The organism is Hominibacterium faecale (assembly GCF_020734085.1).
Classification (GTDB): domain Bacteria; phylum Bacillota; class Clostridia; order Peptostreptococcales; family Anaerovoracaceae; genus Hominibacterium; species Hominibacterium faecale.
The window spans coordinates 404044-423132 of sequence record NZ_JAJAGH010000001.1 but is presented as its reverse complement, the minus strand read 5'-3'; the positions used below and the strand labels follow the sequence as shown (position 1 = coordinate 423132).

Annotated in this window: 17 protein-coding genes; all 17 read right to left on the bottom strand. The window is 39.0% G+C overall.

All coding sequences use genetic code 11. The annotated features are described in order from the left end of the window. Nucleotides 1-297: 297 nt before the first annotated feature. A complete protein-coding gene (gene rhuM, locus LG211_RS01955; RefSeq protein ID WP_465250768.1) occupies nucleotides 298-909 on the bottom strand; it encodes a RhuM family protein in 612 nt (203 codons plus the stop codon). Between the two features lie 188 nt (nucleotides 910-1097). Further along, nucleotides 1098-1517, bottom strand: a complete 420-nt coding sequence (locus LG211_RS01950) for a DUF3795 domain-containing protein (RefSeq protein WP_269476928.1) — start codon at nucleotides 1515-1517, stop codon at nucleotides 1098-1100. Beyond that, on the bottom strand, nucleotides 1492-2247 hold the full coding sequence (locus LG211_RS20190; protein WP_465250767.1) for a GNAT family N-acetyltransferase: 756 nt from the start codon (nucleotides 2245-2247) through the stop codon (nucleotides 1492-1494). The genes LG211_RS01950 and LG211_RS20190 overlap by 26 nt, the downstream gene beginning before the upstream one ends. A 221-nt stretch (nucleotides 2248-2468) precedes the next feature. After that, the gene (locus tag LG211_RS01940; protein ID WP_253021192.1) at nucleotides 2469-4400 is read right to left on the bottom strand and encodes a hypothetical protein; all 1932 of its coding nucleotides are present in this window, start codon (nucleotides 4398-4400) and stop codon (nucleotides 2469-2471) included. A gap of 493 nt (nucleotides 4401-4893) precedes the next feature. Continuing rightward, on the bottom strand, nucleotides 4894-8637 hold the full coding sequence (locus LG211_RS01935; protein WP_253021191.1) for an ATP-binding protein: 3744 nt from the start codon (nucleotides 8635-8637) through the stop codon (nucleotides 4894-4896). Between the two features lie 274 nt (nucleotides 8638-8911). After that, nucleotides 8912-10360 carry a 23S rRNA (uracil(1939)-C(5))-methyltransferase RlmD gene (rlmD, locus tag LG211_RS01930; RefSeq protein WP_269476927.1) on the bottom strand — a complete coding sequence of 483 codons (1449 nt, stop codon included), beginning with the start codon at nucleotides 10358-10360 and terminating at the stop codon, nucleotides 8912-8914. A 29-nt stretch (nucleotides 10361-10389) separates the two neighbouring features. Further along, nucleotides 10390-11046, bottom strand: coding sequence for an HAD family hydrolase (locus LG211_RS01925; protein WP_148395693.1), 657 nt, complete (start codon nucleotides 11044-11046; stop codon nucleotides 10390-10392). Nucleotides 11047-12235: 1189 nt separating this feature from the next. Then, nucleotides 12236-12985, bottom strand: a complete 750-nt coding sequence (locus LG211_RS01920; RefSeq protein WP_269476926.1) for a hypothetical protein — start codon at nucleotides 12983-12985, stop codon at nucleotides 12236-12238. Nucleotides 12986-13005: 20 nt separating this feature from the next. After that, the gene (locus tag LG211_RS01915) at nucleotides 13006-13431 is read right to left on the bottom strand and encodes a hypothetical protein (protein WP_269476925.1); all 426 of its coding nucleotides are present in this window, start codon (nucleotides 13429-13431) and stop codon (nucleotides 13006-13008) included. A 179-nt stretch (nucleotides 13432-13610) separates the two neighbouring features. Next, nucleotides 13611-13934: a hypothetical protein gene (locus LG211_RS01910; protein ID WP_269476924.1), complete on the bottom strand. Its 324-nt coding sequence runs from the start codon at nucleotides 13932-13934 to the stop codon at nucleotides 13611-13613. Nucleotides 13935-13953: 19 nt separating this feature from the next. Further along, nucleotides 13954-14343: a hypothetical protein gene (locus tag LG211_RS01905; protein ID WP_269476923.1), complete on the bottom strand. Its 390-nt coding sequence runs from the start codon at nucleotides 14341-14343 to the stop codon at nucleotides 13954-13956. Nucleotides 14344-14634: 291 nt separating this feature from the next. Next, entirely contained in the window at nucleotides 14635-15561 is a 927-nt protein-coding gene (gene tsf, locus LG211_RS01900) for a translation elongation factor Ts (RefSeq protein ID WP_269476922.1), read from the bottom strand. A gap of 17 nt (nucleotides 15562-15578) precedes the next feature. After that, the gene (gene rpsB, locus LG211_RS01895; protein WP_148395683.1) at nucleotides 15579-16361 is read right to left on the bottom strand and encodes a 30S ribosomal protein S2; all 783 of its coding nucleotides are present in this window, start codon (nucleotides 16359-16361) and stop codon (nucleotides 15579-15581) included. Nucleotides 16362-16528: 167 nt separating this feature from the next. After that, nucleotides 16529-16888, bottom strand: a complete 360-nt coding sequence (locus LG211_RS01890; protein ID WP_148395682.1) for a LytTR family DNA-binding domain-containing protein — start codon at nucleotides 16886-16888, stop codon at nucleotides 16529-16531. 296 nt (nucleotides 16889-17184) lie between these two features. Then, nucleotides 17185-17382, bottom strand: coding sequence for a DNA-directed RNA polymerase subunit omega (rpoZ, locus tag LG211_RS01885; protein ID WP_148395681.1), 198 nt, complete (start codon nucleotides 17380-17382; stop codon nucleotides 17185-17187). Beyond that, nucleotides 17383-17991, bottom strand: coding sequence for a guanylate kinase (gmk, locus tag LG211_RS01880; RefSeq protein WP_148395680.1), 609 nt, complete (start codon nucleotides 17989-17991; stop codon nucleotides 17383-17385). Nucleotides 17992-18096: 105 nt separating this feature from the next. Next, complete coding sequence (locus tag LG211_RS01875; protein WP_148395679.1) at nucleotides 18097-18981, bottom strand: YicC/YloC family endoribonuclease; 885 nt, start codon at nucleotides 18979-18981, stop codon at nucleotides 18097-18099. Nucleotides 18982-19089: the final 108 nt, after the last annotated feature.

Sequence of the window (19089 nt, the reverse complement as noted above, 5' to 3'; positions counted from 1 at the left end):
GTCACATCGGCTTTGCCTGAACTTCCAGGGCGCAAATGGTTCCAATAACGATCGGCCCCATAGCCGTTACATAGGGGGGCGTACTTTCTGCTTTTCCATAAATTATTGCCTTTTTCCTGTTTTTAACTCTCTGACAAACTGGAAGCTACTTTACGGGAAGTAGTGCTTCACCATATCCTTAGTTTGATTTAACCATTTTTCCCTTTCAGCATGGTTACTGTCTGCAACAAGCCTAAACATTAACCTATCAAATACAGACATACCACAAAAATTAAAGATACAATCCTTCCAACGATGTTAAATCACCTCTGCCACCGTTTCTCCGGAGACAGCATAGTGAATTTTATTCTGCACCCTCTTGAAAAACTGAACAGAAACTTCCGCTTTGGGATCATAGTCTATGCTTGTTGCATAGATTTCCAGAACCTGACGATAAAACACCTTCTCCGATGCCCGGATATCACGAATCCGTTCCAGCAGTTCTTTGAAGTATTCACCTCCGCCCAGTTCCTTTAAACGATCATCGTCCATCGCAAAACCTTTTTTGATGTATTCTTTTAAAATATTCGTTGCCCAGATACGAAACTGCACACCACGCTGAGATTTCACACGATAACCCACGGAGATGATAACATCGAGATTGTAGAATCTTGTTATATTGCTTTGTGTTTTTCCTTCCATCGCACCGTGCTGACTGGTTGTTGCAAATTCTGCAACAACCACTTTTTCATCTAATTCTCCCTCAGCAAAGATGTTTTTAATGTGGCGTGAAATAGTCGATTTGTCTCTTTGAAATAATTCTGCCATTTGCTCTTGCGTAAGCCATACAGTTTCATCAACCATACTAACATCTATTTTGGTCAACCCATCTTCAGTCTGATAAATCAGCATTTCTCCATGAGTATCCACTTAGTTGTCCTCCTTTCGCTATCAGGATTATTTTTTATTTGTACTACTTATAAGCATTTTGTATTTTTCAAACATTATCTTTAAAAAACACATATACAAAATCACATACAACATGTAAAATTATTAAACCTATCACATGATATCAGTAATAATCGCCATTTTCCTTATCCAAATATGAATCGTAAAATTTAAGTTTCATCATTCATCTTTTCCTGGCACTCGCTACATTCCCTGTCATGAATTGAAATAATACCACCGCATTTTGAACAGGTATATTTTTCTTTCTGCTGTTCCATAAACGTTTCTAACCCATATTTACGAACAAACTTGCTATTTTCCATAAGACTTGCCTGATACCTCTTATAGCTTTTTTCAAGATTCTTTATCAGCTTACACGGATAGTCAGAACATTCGAAGCAATAGGATAACCCTTTTTCTTTGATACAATCTTTGATCTTGCATTTGCGGCAATGTTCCGGCTTGCCATTATCGCTGTTTAGACATCCGGCACATGGCTTTTTGTGATGGCAATGTTTATAACAGACCTTGCAATTCATCCCGCAAGGGGCGAACATTATGGGATCAATATTTTTTGCCGGCATTTTCATGGTCCATTACTCCTTTGCAAGTATGAAGCTTCATATATAAAAGTGGATATGGGTTTCCTTGTTCATCATGGTCTGTTCTTTTAAAGACTTCGAATCCCATGTGCTCATAAAACTCTTTGGCGAGGGGATTGTCCTCGTTCACGGCAAGTTCCCGAATGGCAAACTTCTCAATACCGTATTCCAGCAGTTTTTTTCCAATGCCCTTTCCTCTCTCTTCGGCAGATACAAACAGCATTTCCAGTTTCTGCCCATCAATTCCCATAAAGGCTGCGGGTATCTTTTCGTTTTCCGCTACAATCAAATGAGGGATCCCTTTTAATGCCGCAGGAACAGCTCCCTTAATCGCGCCAATTTCTTCATCTGATAAAAACAAATGGGTTGCCCTCACCGATTTCTCCCATAGTTCTAACAGCTGCAATAATAACAGCGGCGTTCGCTCTTTGATCTCAACGATTTCCACGTTTCCCTTGTTTTCCTCACCCAGGTATTCTACACGCTCTTTCGTCCACTGATTCAGTATCGCTAATTGCTCCGGCGTGTGGAACCAATGCTCACCGTTTTCCATAACCGTAAGGGATGCATGGCAGTGATCTATAAATTCATCCACGGTCTTGCGGGCTGTCATATTGTCGTTGCCGGCATATAGAATATCCGTCCGGCAACGCCATTCCGTGATGGGATGCGCTTTTGCATACTCATAATATTTCCTAATCTGTTTATTTTCGCCCAAGTGACCTGCACACGCGTTTTAAATGGAATTTTCAATGGGCATAACTGGAATTTATATGGAAAGTATCAGTTAATGAGAAGAATTGATCACATAAAAAACTAAATCTATAAAGTCTGGAAGCAATGATTTAAAATATTAAAACAATTAATTTTACTCAAGAAACATCTTTACACTCAGATCCACTATAAGCTAGCACAAATTAATATCCACACTTAACGTTCTTACTTTTCAGGATATTTTAGACAAAACTCCTCGTTTATCTTTATAACTATAAGAATCATAATCCGAAGAAAAATATAATAATCCTGTTTATTTTGTTCTTCATTTACCCTTTGCGTCCCATGACTATAACGGTTACGAATATCTAGTCCATTGTCAAATTCGGACTTATTAAATAAATAATTATAGTAATCCTGTTCTGGTTTTGAAAACAGGGATGATGAAAACTGCAGCATTCCAAATTCTTTTAATTCTACAATAATATCTTGATATTTTTTCATATAATTCCAGCATGCTACATTTTGTTCATACAACTCATTCAATATATTTATTTTTTCCTTATAAGGGATTATTCTTTTTTCTTCATCCATCTTTATTATACCATGCTCAACTAGCCAATTAATGCTTGACGTTTGATATTCCTGAAATATATCGTAATAAACATCTTGTTTTTCTAATAAATCATAAAACGAATTGTAGTTTTTTGATAATCCTGGAATATAATAAATTATTGATTGATCCGAAAACAATAAATGAGTTATTGTTTGATAGTCCTTCCCACATGGGTAAATATATTTATTATCTATCATACTTGGAATATCTTTAATAAACATATGCTCTGTAGATATATGTAATAATTCATTGTCAATCTCCCCATCTTCACACCAAAGCTTAAATTGTTTTAAAACACTATCCATTTCAGCTGCAATATTCCTACATTTTTCAAGATATGATGCCGTTCTTGAGGATACATTGAAATTAAAACCCTTTACATTGAATTCATCCTTTAAATAATTACAAAAAAACCAATTAATAATCTCTTCTAAATAAATATGATATTTCTCTAGTTCATTACAGTATCCAACCATTTGAAGTTGTGCCAACATCTGCATCTGTTGAAATGCAATTCCAGTATGATATTCTTTTTTCCCTTTAATTCCTAAAGTCTTCTCTAAAATACCCAATTGCGATTCCCTAAGAACATGAAGAGATCTAAATTGCATATCAGTATAACCAAATAAATATACAAAATTGTTTAATAATGTAGGATAATCTAAATTTTCTTTTATCCATTTTTTACTATACGAAACTGATAGAATTCTATTTCTCCCAATTTCAAATTTCTGTTCTTCGTCTTGTTTATCAGAAAACATGACTTGTACACCATATTCGAAGCCAGCGCTATTTTTAAATAAAATTTCCATTTGTTCATCATATCTTCGTTTGGCTCTTAATTTTAATCGGTCTGGTAAACACAAGTTATTTGTACTATTAGATTCAAAAATTAATTTTATATAATTACTATTAGCCGAGTCACTTAATATGTAATTATCCAATATTAAGATTTTTTTATCATTTGATAATTCAGATGGGAAATATAAAGGTTCTATATCTCTGTCATGCTTTTCCAAGTAATGGCTTAATAATATTTCTGCACAGAATGGATTTTCTTCCATATAGGTAATTATTTCATGTGAAAATTTTTTTGCTAGATTTTTACATTTCAAAACATCTCTTAAAATAAAATGCTTGTTTTTAGTTATATTTCTAAATATCTCAACTGGAATTCTCTCAAAAACCTTATACTTTTCTATAAGTTTCCAAAAATCATCCCTGTAATTATAATTAATAGTTTCAAATATACCTTCCAGCACATCTATATTAATTTCAGAAAAATATTTACCTATTACTTTCGAAAAGCTTTCTACAATTCTGCTATAATCATTCAGTTGTTTTTTAGTCCAATATCTGGAGTATATTCTATTTTGAAAAAACTGTTGTATATTATATAATTCAATAATTTCGTTAATATCCATTCTTTTTGCCTCAATCACAAAATCACAAATTATTTTTTCTATCCTATTTACATAAAATCCCATACTTAAATCATTTACAGAATAGTATTTTACTCTTAAACGTTCATTTGAAACCATATCTATCTCAATCCTTTCTTATTCAGGAGCATGTATATTATTCAAAATTTCGCATCCAATTTTGATTTACAAATCTTAGATCATCCTCATTACGATATTTTGCAATGTCTGTTAAAGGCCACAACTCTGCTACACACATTTTCAGCTAACAGCAAATAAATTTCATATGTCTTTTGGTTTTAATGAACTATCTGCTCTGCTATCGCATCCAAAGGCACTTTCCCCTCGCCTTGACCAAACTCTACTTTACGTTGATTATGCTGTCGGTTTGTTGTGGGAAGAAAGCAGTACCGCAATCTCGACATAATTAACGCTGTCCAAACTCAGTTCCATATCACCTCCAATAATTGAAAGTTTAAATGGAATAGACTTTAACAAATTTGCTGCATCTAAAAAATATGAATTTTTTGAGCGTCTTCCATTTAAGATGTAAAGAAACGGCTATTACTAACAGGTCCTCATTCTATTTTCAATCTTATCTTGTGTTTGCAAATCATCCTCTTAAGATTTCATCAATTTGTTCAGATTCAATTTCCCTTTTTAAATAACCGATTTGTGTTTCGATATGTTTTTTATGCTTTATCCATTTTAAACCCATAAAACTTGGAAGCAATGATTTAAGATATTCAATCCAAGCAGAATACATAGGTACGGCACTACCTGACCAACTCCAAGAAGTAGGTGTTAATGGTATCCTTTCAAAGTTTTCAAACAATGGATTATTCTTAAGGAACAATAAAACATATTCCCTTTTTCTTTCGATTTCAAATTTTGATATAACTGAAAATAGGCAGTACATTTTTGTTTCATCATTGGAAAACAGTTGAATGCATTGCCGAATCCACTTGTCTTGTCTTCCCAATAGATTTTGATCATTTGGGGTTGGTAATAATAAAGACTCCAAAAAATATGGTACTGACATCTTGGGAAACCGGCAATTCCCCAATAGCTGTTCAAAAATCTTATTATATATTTCTATGAAATCATCCAAATCAAAAAAACAACGATGCCTTTCTTGATGATCTCTAAAAGAGCCTTTATTTTTATTTATTAAATAATCTATATACTTGTCCAACATAGAAGGTCTAACCAAATAAATCTCTTTCAAAAATTGTCCGTTATAATCAAAGTAATTATCATACGACAGTATGGCATAATAAATTTGTTCAAGCAATTCCAGATTACAATTAAATTTTTTAATTACTTCTTGCGGTGTATTATGATGGATATTAAATAGTAAGTTAAAATAAATGTGCACTATAAAAGGCGAATACTCCATTTTATGTACAATAATTTTACATCCCTTTATCAATGCTTGCTCGTCTATTATATTATACTTCTCAAGGAAATCCACATCACGCATTGATGATGAAGTAATATCCCCGTCAGAAGTGTCTTTCAAAAAGTCATAAATCCTATATAGATGATTTTCGGTAATCAACTCTGGCGGTAATTGGTGATAATAAGCATACAGCCAAGCATTTTTCTGACTATATTCTCCATTAACAACAATTTGATACACTTCTGAATCAGGCAATAATGAAAAGAACATGTCCAGCAAATGATCTGGGTTTAAATTGTTTGGGGTATCTTTTTCTAAATAATACTTGATCGCATCAACGTAGCAATCTTTTTTAAGATAAATAGCATCGAAGGCAATTCTTAACCCTTCCCCAACCTTCCAAGATGAATGGCCATCGAGTTCTGGAATATCATTACAAACATCGATTAATCTCTTGAACATTTTCAAATCACAATCAGAAACGTATTGTTCAATCGTTTGTCGTTTTTGGTTTTCACAATCTTTATAATCAATTTCTTTTTTGTAATCTGGTCCTTTAAGAAGATGATATAATTGAATGTCTTCCCCTTCAAAATATTCAGCAAATAGCGATTCACAAGAATGATTCATACCATTGAAAACACGTGCTATTTTATTTGCTAAGATGCAGTTTTCCAATTCATCCGGCGGAAAATTTGAGTTTAAAATTGAAGTGATATATTTTAAGTCAAATTGTAAAACTGAAATACTTGTATTCTCGACAGTGCCGCCATAAGAGCTGAGGATTTTTGTAACTTTTGCCTTATACTTTTCAATCCCACATAAAGAGGATAAAGATTCCCAAATTAGCTTACGATATTTTTCAACACCATCAGATATGACTAATGGGATTTGATATATAGTAATTGTATTCTTTCGCCCTCCCTCCGCTGGTAAAAAATGCAATTTTAAAAATTCTTCTGCTATTTCTAAAAAGAGAGTAGTAACAAATTCTTGTTTCCAATTATCTGAATACTCTTTTATCTTTTCAAAAAAAATTATTTGTGTGCAAAAGCCATAGCCTGCAGAATCTTTATTAATACCAAAATATAGATTAACTGCATGATAAAATTCCATATATAAATCTGGTCGTTTTAAATAATACTGAAAAAATAAATCACAGGCTGTTGGCAAATCATCCGTATCTGCAAAACCACCAAGGATTTCGATAATATCGTTAGTTACATTCTGATAGTTTTTTCCTTTCTCAGTATCAATATCACACCATTCACAATTCACGTCTTCTTCTAATTCAATTTTATGTTTCAAAATCAGAAGAGTTTCAGTGGGATTAATACGAAAAAACACTTTAACAAATTCAAAGAATACTGGAGATTTTTCTTTTGATAATTCATTCCATAATATTTTTATTTCTTTCTCAACAAAATTGAAAAGAGTTTCATTCATGAATATATTAAGTAATGTATTAATCGAAGAAATGGTTCGTTCTTTATAACTTTTAAAACAAGCTTTCATCATTTCCGACAAACTGAGTAGTTTTTTATCAAAGAAAACATATTTTAACAAATAATTAGATAAGCATTGCTCAGAAAAACGAACGGCTTTATCATTGTAAATATCGAGAATTTCCTGGTCGTGAAGTATACGTACGTTTTCGATAAAACCATCTCGATTTAATCCTTTTTCCTGTAAAATCGGCAAAAACGCATCAATGTGTTCCAAATGGATTGCTTCTAGAAAAGCAACTATACCAGCAGTTATACACGTGTTTTTGTTGACAAGTAATCGATTATCCTCTAAATAAGAGCCATAATAATCTTCATATAATTGCGACACATCATTAATAGAATCCAAGCGATTTGAATTGCACGCTACTTTCCCTGCAAGTATCGCAATACGGGCATTTCCCTCTGCAATTCTTGTGATTCTTTCGTGATAGTTTTGATTTAGAATACCCAATGAAGTTTCGAGTAATTTCTTAATCTCCTCATCGGTAAATACATTAATGTTTATGATTTCATACGAAGTAATTTCTCGAACTTCCTTTATTACTTTCTGTAGTGCATAATCCCTCACCGTAATTAGTATTTTTACGTTATACCCCTGTGGTTTCATGGAGACATAACGAATAATATGCTGCAATCCTGACAATTGATTTGCATCATCGATAAAAAGAAAATAGTTTCCGGGCCTGTCTATAAAAAGTTTCAAATCCTCATATATTGGTAACGCGTTACTGTGAATGCAGTAAACCTCCTCATTATTAGCATCTGGATGATTTTTCACATAATGCAGAGCTAAACGAGTTTTTCCCGTACCTGCTGAGCCGTTGAGTATAACAACATCCACTTTCAGATAAGCGTCGCCAATATCTTTAAATTCCTTTTCTCTAAATAAAAATTGGGTATCAATTCGAGCCGCCATTCTATTTGAATTATAACTATTGATAAAATCGTCATACGATTGAATTTGCCCCGTACTTATTGATATTCCTAAAAAATCACGTGAAAGATTATGATGGAAAAGATATATATCTACCGCAAGCTTATCAATCCCGATAACTGTAAGCTTAATTCCAATATCTTCACATAAAGCTTTTATCTCACTATCTTGACGAGGTGTAAGATTTGATGAAGTATGGCAATAAATAATCTCAGAAATTTTATCATGCGGAACGCCTGTCTTTGACGTATCAAGACATTTTTCTAGATCATCCTTAATTTTTGCAAATAAGCTCGTCTTTTGAGTTGTATATTCCACAAAAACATACTTTCCATTTGATGCAATAAAATAAGTATCCGGTGTACCCAAAGTGGTCTTTCGTGTACCCGCCTCTCCACCAAGAGATACTATATTCGGATAGCCTATTTTATATAAATAAGAATCACAAAGATTTTGAAACGACCCTGCATCCAGTTGGAGTATTTTCTGTTTGATACTTTCAATATTAGCCATAATCAACGCCTCTACTATTTGAAACCCTTTTTTCCACTAAGTGATCATAACGCATCTTCAATTACCTGTTCCTTTTCTGGCGGTACTTGTGGAACTTTTGATTTCTTTTCACCTAAATTATAATTGACTCATTCTGTCAGTCCATATTTTAACTAGTGCTATATAATTGAAATACTTTGAGTCCTGTCTTATCTAACACATATTGCTTTATTTCAGCATATGTTGGCCCACTTTCTGCCTATGCCAAATCCATCCCATCCATCTTCAGTTCTACCTAAGTATGTTGGTCTGGATGAAGTTTGGAAAGCAGTACAACCGTTTCCACACTCACCGTCCACGGAAACATATCCACCGGCGCAGCCTCCACAAACTCATACCCCAGCCCCGCCAGCACCTTCACATCCCGGGCCAGCGTCGCCGGGTCGCAGGAAACATAAACGATCCGCTTCACCCCAACATCAGCAACCGCTTCCAGAAGCCGCGGATCGCACCCGGCCCGCGGCGGGTCCAAAATCGCCACATCCGCATTCTGCACACAGTCTGCAATCACATCGTCACTGTCGCCTTCCGCCAGCAGCCTGGGCAGTTCTTCCTCCGCCCTGCCGCACACAAACCTGGCATTGACGATTCCATTGATCACTGCGTTTCGGTTGGCGTCTAAAACGGCATTTTTCACAGATTCAATGCCAACCACAGTTCCCGCCCGCTCCGCGCAGTACAGGCCGATGGTCCCCACGCCGCAATATAAATCCAGCACATTTTCCGTTCCTGTCAAACCAGCATATTCCAGGGCTTGATCATACAGCACTTTCATTTGCACAGGATTCACCTGATAAAAAGACTGGGGCGAAATCTCTAAAGACATCTTTCCTACTTGTTCCAAAATCGTCGGTTTTCCAGCCAAAGTGATGCATTCTTCCCCCATAATCCGGGAGGTTTTATCTTTTTTAATATTCAGCACCACGCTCTCCAAAGAAAAGCCGGCCTCGTAGATGGCCTCGTCCAGCATTTCCACCAGCTTCTGCCCGTTGGGAATTCCCTTGCCGTTGATTACCAGGATTACCATAACTTCTCCGGTTCCAAAGGCAGTTTTCACGATTAGGTGGCGCAGCAGGCCCTTTTCCCAGCGTTCGTCCCAGGCCGTGATATTATCCTCCGCCATAAAACGCCGCAGCGCATCCGCCGCAGCCATCGCCGCTTCGGATTGGAGCATGCAGTCGATACAGTTGACAACTTCGTGGCTCTTGACCTTATAAAAACCCACTGCCGGCTCTCCCAAGTTTTCTACGATGCCGCCCTTGCGGGTAATAATCCCGCCGGTACTGATAGGAAATTGCGCTTTATTCCGGTATCGAAACGGTTCCTCCATGCCAACAATGGGCCTGACGACGGGATCTTCCAGGCCGCCGAGGCGAGTAAGCTTGTCCCGAACTTGCTTTTCCTTCAGTTCCAGCTGTCTCTGGTAATCCAAATTTCCCAGACCACAGCCGCCACAGCCGACTGCTGCGCACAGTGGTTCAATTCGATATGAGGAAGCCTCGTCCACAGATAGCAGCCGTGAAAAAGCAAAACGCTTTTTCACCTTGGTCAGCTCCACAGTCACCAGATCGCCGATCACAGCCCCTGGTACAAAAACAGCCAGACCATCCGCTCTGCCGATGCCCTGGCCTTCATGACTCATATCTTCAATTCGAATCTGGCATTTCTGCCCTTTTTCAAACATAAACGTCTCCTTCCAATCCTGCCCAATACTTAGATTAATCCCTCATCGATCAGCGTCAGCAGCTGCCCGGGCTCATCGATGATAAAATCGGCGCCCTTAGCTTTCAGCAGCTCTCGTCCGCGGAACCCCCAGGTTACGCCAGCTGATCTTAAACCGGCATTGCGCGCCGTGTCCATATCCACCTCAGAATCACCCACATAAATCGCCCGCTCTTTGCTCATGCCTAATTCCTCCAAAATGGAAAATACGCTGTCCGGTGCCGGTTTTAGAGGCACATCCTCACGCTGCCCTCTGGCAGCGTCAAAACTTCCCGGGAAATAATCCCTGCAAAGCTCAAGGACAGCCTGCTCGTATTTATTTGAAATAACCGCGGTTTTAATGCCCTTTTTACGCAGCGCGGCAAGAAGCTGCGGAATTCCCTCATACGGCGTTGTTTTATCCTGCCAGTGCTGTGCGTAAAAATCCTTAAAAGCCGTTAAACATTCTTCCATTTTCTGCTCTGAAGTGCCTTGCGGTACCGCGCGGCTCATCAGTGTTCTGACTCCATTACCTACAAACTGGCGAATTTCTTCCAGTGTTCTATTTGGATAGCCGCCAGCCTCCAGGCCGGCATTGGCAGCATCCGTTAAATCTTCCAATGTATCCAACAAAGTTCCATCCATATCAAAAATGACTGCATCAAGCATGTTTCTTCTCCCTTCACCTCATTGATTGTACCATAAAGACTGTATAAATTACAGATTTTCCTTGAACTTTTAGCACAAGGTGTAATCAATAACCTTGCGGCCAACAGGCGTAATAAGCGCCTTTGCTCACGCTATTTACGCTGCTATCCATCTCTGGTCAATTAAATACGCTGCAAGGATCAGTAAGATAGAAAATTCCTGCACCAAGTATTTGCATATCTGGGCAAAGCCGTACTCAATGGAGTCAATCATATACTTTGCAAATTACACCGCAGCAAGATTCGCTATTTTTACCCGATGCGGCCACTTTCTGTTCCTGATGGCCCGATTTTCAGTTTTTTGTCAATTCTTATTCGATATGGGCAAATATCAAAGCAATGTCCCAAGGCCGAGAGTCACAAACTGGCAAAAAATACCTTCGCTATCAGAATCTTAAAAGATCGAGTTCATTTCAGACAGTTTTCGGCCTGTGATGTGCCTGACCAGGGATACGCAAAGGATAAAATATCAGGATTTAGCTCGACGCCTTTCAATTCTGATGCTATTTCCAATGGTTCGCTCCAAAAGTATCAGCCATTTGATGGTGTGGCCCCCGATTAACGGACACGAACGTATGTAAATCTCACGAGAGTTCCTTTTGGACTGCTAACCATAGCAGCCATTATGCAGCAGATGGCTCTTTCGCCGGCGATTCTTTGTATACTTCTGCTGGCGTCTTGTAGCCATTTGTTGAATGTGGCCTCCTTGTATTGTAGTATCCCCAGATGTACTCATATAAGTCCTGGGTGGCCTCCTGCCGCGTTTTGTATAAGCCTTCGATCATTCCACTTTCATTCTCCCCCAAAAGCTCTCAATCGGTGCATTGTTCCAACAATTCCCGGTCCGGCTCATGCTTCCGACCAGCCCATATTCGTTCATTTTCTCGATATACTCGTTGGATGCATAGGTGGAACCCCGCATAAGTTCTATTTATATTTCAATTATCTATTGCTTTATCACAAAATTTTTTTGCCACTTATTTTTATTTGTTTTATGTTCTGCTCATGAAACAAGAGACTTTGTATGGATAGATTTATATTCACACAAAGTCTCTTTCGCTTAATTTCTCTAATTGCTGTTATTGTTTCATTTTTTCTCAACACTACCTCCTTTTAACAATGTTTGTCATAGAATAACGCTTGCTCTTATTTTAATAATTCAACTTATTAAATACAGATATGTCCGACGCCTTGACTCTATCGATGTCTGTTATGTCTTTTTGAATCAGTACTTTGTTTTTGCTTATTGCCTTATCCAGAATAGCAAAATTTTTAGTTTTTTCATACTCCGATACTGTTGTCTTGACAAAATCATCCCAATAAGCTTCCCATGCAGATAGCTTCTCTTCTGAAAGTTGTTTCTCTCCTTCATTAAAAGTAGCTAGTTTTGCATTATACAGGTCATTTATAATATATTCCTTTTTGTATGTTTCTTTATTTTCTCGCATGGTAGCTTCAAAAGTTGTACCAGCGGCTTTACAAGCTTCTGCAACTTCATCGTAATTTTCAGCCGTCTTTGCGTCGGTAATCGCAGCTTCAATTCTTTGCTGTGTCTCCTCTTCGGACAATTGTATTCCGTGATTAGTTGCATACCAATATAGCGCCTCTTTTTCCAACAACTCGTTTTCAGTTTCACTAATAGCTTCAGCTTGACTCTTATCAAGTAGTTTCTCTTCCTCAACATTTATACGAAATTCCGGATAAATACTATTAGGTCCAAGTTTATCTTGAAGATCAGATTTCTCTACCTGCAAAGCTGCAAAAGATTCCAAGTTATCCGCATTATTTGCAGTAATATCACTTCCAAATACTTTTTGATTGGTAACGCTCCAAATGCTTATTCCTAATATCAATGCAATCGTTACTGCGCATATCGGCAAACACACTTTTTTGATATTCATAATTCCACCTCCTTTAAAAGTTACTTTGTTATTCCTGTAAATTTACACCCTTTGCTAACAGGATTAACTCCCCCGACTATTGAGTACGCCAAATAACAATAACCACTACTATTCTTTTTATGTGTTACTTTTGTCTTACTATCCCTATGTCGAAAAGCAACATAAGGCGTAGGCACTATTACGCTGTCTATAGGTTTAATGGATGTACACACCACTTTTTTGGGATTATAGTGAACCAGTTGTCCCATTGAATATCTTAATTTTTTAGTTACTGATGCCGCATTTGGGCTTGTAAATAATACATCTAGATGGTGTTTAGTAAAATTTCGTTTAGAACCACTATCGGAATACGTTTCTGTCACACCTGTAGACGTATTAATTGTTACCCAACCACCATTAGGAACAGCTATCAAATGTTTATTTTTTTTATTCGTTTTTCTCCCCAATATATTCTGCTAATCGGTATTGTAACGACTGTTACTTTAAATTTGTTGTGCTTTAAGTGATTCAATTATCCTTTAAAACACCTTGCCTATATCTTAACATATTCTGGCAATCCCTCACAAGAAAAATAAATTTACGCTTTACGAATCGTTTTTCTTGTTAGGCGGTATTTCCTATTTTTCTAACCTTCTTTTGAACGGACTTCAATTTTCCCCTCACCTGCCTCCAAAACGCCTTGCTTTTCTTTTTGAAAACTGGCAAAGTCCGGCTGCGGCTCTTGCTCTTTCTCTTCTACTTTACGCACAAGTTCCTCTATCCTGTTTCTCTCGTCCTGGGATAATTCCCGCAAGAGTTCCTGCGGATACTTCTCACATATTTGCATAATGGTTTTCTGATATAAAATTTGCCGGTACGCTTGATACAGCGCCCCTTGCCGATCTACCTCCCAGGTACCCGGCATACCGGTCACCGGTTTTGCGAAATAGTATTGTTCTCGCCAAGCCATGTCATCACAGCGATCATCCTCAAATGTGCCGCGAAAATCTTCTTCCGGAAACAATTCGTAGATCGGTGTATTTCCCAGCAGCTTGCAGCTCCTTCTTGGTCTTTTTCCTCTCCGCCAGCGGGTTTAAAAGCTCTAACAACTGATATCCCTTTTCGACCACCTGCGGATTCTTTACCGACAGGAGCGTCTTTGCATAGTCAAGAATGCATCCATTACGAAGGATATCGTCAGGATATAGACTTTCTTCTTTTTTGGTTTTCTCATTACAACGTATTTTGCCAGCTGTAAGATAGCGTTCACGCTGCTCCTTTGTTAGATTCATCAAGTCAAAGGTTTGCTTGATACGAATCAAATCCTCCTGCGTAAGGTTTTCTTTGATACAATAGGCCTGTTCCCTTTCTACTATCATTTCGGTTAATTACTGATATAAACCCAAAGTAGAATTTGCATTTATATCAGTAATTAACGTTTAGTGTTAAAACGCATGATTTGTACATTATTCGCCGCAGATTAAAAAATTCATTTTACTCAAAACTATATGGTATTAAGCAATATTAGACGGTATTAAACGGAAATTTAAAACACAAAAAAGGGCTTCAAAATTTCCAACTCATAGTATAATCCATGACTTGGAGCCTTTAAAGCCCTTCAAGTGTTCTATTTTAATAGATTAACGCTTATATTACGTTCCTTGATTTAGCTATTTCTTCGCTGCCGCAGCCTGCTGGGCCGCAACCTCAGCCGCGAAATCCTCTTCCTTCTTCTCGATGCCTTCGCCTACTTCAAAACGAACCATCTCAGCAACCTTCATATCCTTGCCCAGCTCTTTTCCAGCTTCCGTAACATACTGAGCGACCGTCAGATCGCTGTTCTTAACGAATTTCTGGTCAACCAGACATACTTCTTTGAGGATGGCTTTGATTTTTCCCGGAATGATTCGATCCAGCAGCTCCGGCTTTTTGCCTTCGTTGAGCAGCTGCTGCTTTGCAATTTCAGTTTCCGATTCCAGCCAAGCAGGATCAACCTGAGTTTCGTTCAGGAATTTCGGATTCATGGACGCTACCTGCATTGCAACGTCTTTACCAGTAACTGCAATTTCTTCGGCCGTCGCTTCTGTTTCCAGACCAACGATGACACCAATAGTTCCGCCGCCGTGGATATATCCGGTATAAACAACACCCGGTGCAGCCAGCTTCTGGAACCTTCTGATGTTCATATTCTCTCCGATAGTAGCGATCTTATTGTTCAGAGCGTCCTGCACCGTGCCTTCGCCTTCATAGGGCAGAGCCATAAACGCATCCAGATCAGCCGCATCGTTTTCCAGAGCCATCTGAGCCAGAGTATCTACAAATTTTACAAAATCCTCATTTTTAGCAACGAAATCGGTTTCAGAGTTAACCTCTACAATCGCCGCTGCTTTTCCGTCTGCGGCAAATGCAGTCTTAACCAGACCCATTGCGGCAATTCTTCCTGCCTTTTTCGCAGCCTTTGCAAGACCTTTTTCCCTCAGCAGTTCAACAGCCTTGTCGATATCGCCGTCTGTTTCTACCAGAACTTTTTTACAGTCCATCATACCTGCGCCCGTCATTTCACGCAGTTGTTTTACTAATTGTGCTGTTACAGCCATATTTATATCCTCCTCGATTATTCTGCAGTTTCTTCAGCCTTTGCTTCTGCTTCTTCTTCAGGAACTTCTTGAGCAGCGGCTTCGGTCGAACCTTCTGTTTCACCTTCATCAAAGCTTTCACCCTGTTTGCCTTCAATCACAGCATCCGCCATTTTTCCTGCAATGAGTTTTACCGCACGAATGGCGTCGTCGTTGGCCGGAATGATATAGTCCACATCGTCCGGGTCGCAGTTGGTGTCAACAATACCGATAACCGGAATTCCCAGAATTCTGGCTTCTCTTACCGCAATTCTTTCCTTCTTCGGATCTACAATAAATAATGCTCCCGGCATTCCCTTCATATCCTTGATGCCGCCGAGGAATTTCTCCAGCTTTTCAAGTTCCAGTCTCAGTTTGCCGACTTCCTTCTTGGAAAGCTTCTCAAAGGTTCCATCCTCTTCCATTGCCTGGATGTCACGGAGTCTCTTAATTCTGGCGGAAATGGTTTTATAGTTGGTCAGCATGCCGCCCAGCCATCTCTGGTTGACGTAGAACTGTCCGCATCTCTTTGCTTCATCTACGATCGCAGCCTGCGCCTGCTTCTTAGTGCCGACGAACAGAACTGGCTTGCCGGATGCTCCAACTTCCTTCATGAACTCATAAGCTTCATCGATCTTCTTTACTGTTTTCTGCAGGTCGATGATATAAATTCCGTTTCTTTCTGTGAAGATGTACGGAGCCATTTTCGGGTTCCATCTTCTCGTCTGGTGTCCAAAGTGTACACCTGCTTCAAGTAATTGTTTCATTGAAATTACTGCCATGTCATTTTCCTCCTGGTTTTCTGCCTCCACCGTATGTTTTCCTGAAAGAAACCGGACTGGCCGGCACCCTCTGCCAGGTGATTACGGTGTGCGTATTTCATAAAAATTTCAGTCTGTCCCAATTATTTAGCCAGACCACAGATAACTATACTATAAATGCGTTGAAATTACAAGTTTTTTTCTTGATTTTCCCTATTTTTTTGTTGTTCTAAATAGCGGTCGAAGGCACGGCGGCCTCTGCGGAAACTTTCCCGCCCTAAAAACACTTGATCGCCATTTTCCATGTAGATGGTTTGGTCCGACATTCGAATAATTTTGTCCATATTGAAGAGATAGCTTCTGTGGCAGTCCATGAAACGCTCATCGGTATATTGTTTCATCGAGGCCATATCGCAATAAATCGCAACAGTCCTGCTCTCTGTAATCAGAAGTGTTTTCCTCAAATTTTTTTCAATGTAGATGATCTCATCCAAATAGACTTTACTTGTTTCTTTTCTCGTTTTTATAGGTATGTATTTTCCGTTCATTCAGCAACAACTCCTTTCCTTATATCTTGTTGAATCTATTTTTCCACAAAAAGAGTGCGTTGTCTGACCGGAATCTGCAACATTTTGTCTGTATTTGCAACAAAATGAAGAAATTGTTTTTTTGCAGCGTTGCAAAGGAGCCCTTATGCCCATTAGCTTACCATAAATAAAACAGGATATTTTGATCGTGATTCGTATAAAAGATGCACATCAGCCGCCGCAAAAAAACAGAGCCGCCCAAGGAAGCAAATGTCTTGTCTTCATTGGGCGGCCCCATTTTCTGCATTCATACGGTTTTACAGTTCTTCTCTTCGGTAGGTAATCAAATCCTCTGCAATCTCATTGGCGGCGATGGATACAGGCTTCTCAATATCCACTTCCGTCAGTTTGGGCTTGCCTTCAATAATATCCCTTGCCCGTTTAGCAGCCAAAATCACCAGCGTATATCTGCTGTCCGCTTTTTTTCTTATCTCATTAATGGATGGGTATAACATTCAAATCTCCTCCTTATATCGTTCTATGATCTTATATACATCTTCCGAAACTCTGGAATGCTCGGCCATGATGATCGCCGCCACCCGGTCGACCGCTTCCTTGAGTTCTCCGTTGATAACACAGTAATCGTATTTATCGATGTAAGAAATCTCTTTCAGCGTCTCGCCCAGTCTTCGCTCCAGAGACTCTTCCGTCTCCGATCCCCGGCCGGTAATCCGCTTTCTCAGCTCTGCCATTGACGGCGGCAGAATAAAGATAAAGACTGCTTCCGGATACGCTTCCTTGATCTGCAGCGCTCCTTGAATATCGATTTCCAGGACAACATCGATGCCGTCGTTCATCATGTCCATAACTTCCATCTTGGGAGTTCCGTAATAGTTGCCGTATACCTGGGCGTATTCCAGGAATCCTCTTTCCTCGATAATCCGTTTAAATTCTTCTTCATTAACGAAAAAATAATTGACTCCGTGCATTTCTCCGGCCCGGGGTTCTCTAGTAGTCATGGAAACCGAAAGCCGTATGTTTTCGTTTTCCAGAATTTCTTTACATATCGTCCCTTTTCCCGCACCGGAAGGCCCGGAAATTACAAACAATCTTCCTTTGTGCATTTGATTCTCCTTACTTGTTATGCAACTATTGATTATAACATGATGGAAAAAGGCTATCAACTTAAATTTTCGCCAACTTCTCCAAATTCTAACCCTCTATGTACGCTATTCGATGTTCTGAACCTGTTCGCGAATTTTCTCAATTTCGCTTTTGATCTCCAGCATGAAATTGGTGATTTCGATATCATTGGCCTTGGAACCGATCGTGTTGGCCTCTCGGTTCATTTCCTGAACCAGAAAGTCCAGCTTCTTGCCGGCAGGCTGATCGCTCTTTTCCAAAATCCGTTTCAGCTGGATCATATGGCTGTCCAGACGAACCAGCTCCTCCGTAATACTGCATTTATCAGCAAAGATCGCCGCTTCCAGCAAAATGCGGTCTTCGGGAACTGTCACATGATTTCCAATCAATTCCTTAATCCGCTCTCTCAGTTTTTCCGAATAGGCTTCCGTTACTAAAGGCGAACGTTCTTCGATCTTTTTTACCAGACTGCGGATAAAATCGCCCCGCTTGAGCAGATCCTCCGCCAGCTTTTCCCCTTCGATCGTCCGCATATAATCCAGATTTTCCACCGCCTGCTTCAGCGGAACCTGAATGGCCCTGCAGACTTCATCCTCATCTTCAACGTCCGGGACTGCTTTCATGACATCCGGAAGCGTAGCCAGAAATTGCAGAGTTATCTCCCCGCTCAGTCCGAACGTTCCCTGCAGCTCACCCAGATTGTCCACGTATTGCTTGGCAACCATTGTATTGAGCTTAACGGTCATATCGTCTTCGGTGAGATTTTCCACAATCACCGAAACGTCCACCTTACCCCGACTCACCGTTTTCTTTACCGTATTTTTAATTTTCTCTTCCGCAAAAGAGTACCGTCTGGGCATCTTGACGCTGATATCCCCATAACGATGGTTAACCGATTTAATTTCAACGGTAATGCTCCTCTTTCCGTCCGAATGTTCACTCCTCCCGAAGCCTGTCATACTTTTTATCATCTAATTTATTCTCCTCAGTTCCTCAAAACTATGATAATATATCATTATACTATAACTTACGAGCTACGTCGAGTAAGTTTCAGCGTGTGCGCCAGTCTAAACTGTGAT

What these genes read in the sequence shown, in the direction of transcription:
- LG211_RS01950 (WP_269476928.1), bottom strand. Translation starts at nt 1,517, where the DNA reads ATGAAAATGCCGGCAAAAAATATTGATCCCATAATGTTCGCCCCTTGC.
- LG211_RS01940 (WP_253021192.1), bottom strand. Translation starts at nt 4,400, where the DNA reads ATGGTTTCAAATGAACGTTTAAGAGTAAAATACTATTCTGTAAATGAT.
- LG211_RS01935 (WP_253021191.1), bottom strand. Translation starts at nt 8,637, where the DNA reads ATGGCTAATATTGAAAGTATCAAACAGAAAATACTCCAACTGGATGCA.
- rlmD (WP_269476927.1), bottom strand. Translation starts at nt 10,360, where the DNA reads ATGTTTGAAAAAGGGCAGAAATGCCAGATTCGAATTGAAGATATGAGT.
- LG211_RS01925 (WP_148395693.1), bottom strand. Translation starts at nt 11,046, where the DNA reads ATGCTTGATGCAGTCATTTTTGATATGGATGGAACTTTGTTGGATACA.
- LG211_RS01920 (WP_269476926.1), bottom strand. Translation starts at nt 12,985, where the DNA reads ATGAATATCAAAAAAGTGTGTTTGCCGATATGCGCAGTAACGATTGCA.
- LG211_RS01910 (WP_269476924.1), bottom strand. Translation starts at nt 13,934, where the DNA reads ATGGCTTGGCGAGAACAATACTATTTCGCAAAACCGGTGACCGGTATG.
- LG211_RS01905 (WP_269476923.1), bottom strand. Translation starts at nt 14,343, where the DNA reads ATGATAGTAGAAAGGGAACAGGCCTATTGTATCAAAGAAAACCTTACG.
- tsf (WP_269476922.1), bottom strand. Translation starts at nt 15,561, where the DNA reads ATGGCTGTAACAGCACAATTAGTAAAACAACTGCGTGAAATGACGGGC.
- rpsB (WP_148395683.1), bottom strand. Translation starts at nt 16,361, where the DNA reads ATGGCAGTAATTTCAATGAAACAATTACTTGAAGCAGGTGTACACTTT.
- LG211_RS01890 (WP_148395682.1), bottom strand. Translation starts at nt 16,888, where the DNA reads ATGAACGGAAAATACATACCTATAAAAACGAGAAAAGAAACAAGTAAA.
- rpoZ (WP_148395681.1), bottom strand. Translation starts at nt 17,382, where the DNA reads ATGTTATACCCATCCATTAATGAGATAAGAAAAAAAGCGGACAGCAGA.
- gmk (WP_148395680.1), bottom strand. Translation starts at nt 17,991, where the DNA reads ATGCACAAAGGAAGATTGTTTGTAATTTCCGGGCCTTCCGGTGCGGGA.
- LG211_RS01875 (WP_148395679.1), bottom strand. Translation starts at nt 18,981, where the DNA reads ATGATAAAAAGTATGACAGGCTTCGGGAGGAGTGAACATTCGGACGGA.